This window comes from Duganella qianjiadongensis, assembly GCF_009857915.1.
Classification (GTDB): domain Bacteria; phylum Pseudomonadota; class Gammaproteobacteria; order Burkholderiales; family Burkholderiaceae_D; genus Rugamonas; species Rugamonas qianjiadongensis.
The window spans coordinates 1-255 of record NZ_WWCM01000109.1 but is presented as its reverse complement, the minus strand read 5'-3'; the positions used below and the strand labels follow the sequence as shown (position 1 = coordinate 255).

Here is a 255-nt window from a genome sequence, read left to right as displayed (position 1 = left end):
TGCCGATTTGCCTCGTCGACCCGCACACGGTCGATGACTTCCCGACCGTATTTGGCAATCACGTGAAACAGGTCATAGACCACCCGCGCATCAGGGCACTGCATCTGCACCTCAAGGTCGAACGCCGCATTCATGTCCATTGCCACGGCCTTGATGCCCGCGCAGCGCTCAGGTCCGAGCCATTCGAAGAATGGTCGTATTGCTTCCCGACTGCGACCTTCGCCGACCCACAGCACTCGCCGTGTATCGGCATCG

Annotated in this window: 1 protein-coding gene; it reads right to left on the bottom strand. The window is 60.0% G+C overall.

The window, feature by feature from the left end; translation table 11 throughout:
* Positions 1-255: transposase (locus GTP27_RS23510; protein ID WP_161041470.1), on the bottom strand; the 255-nt coding region annotated here is incomplete at both ends.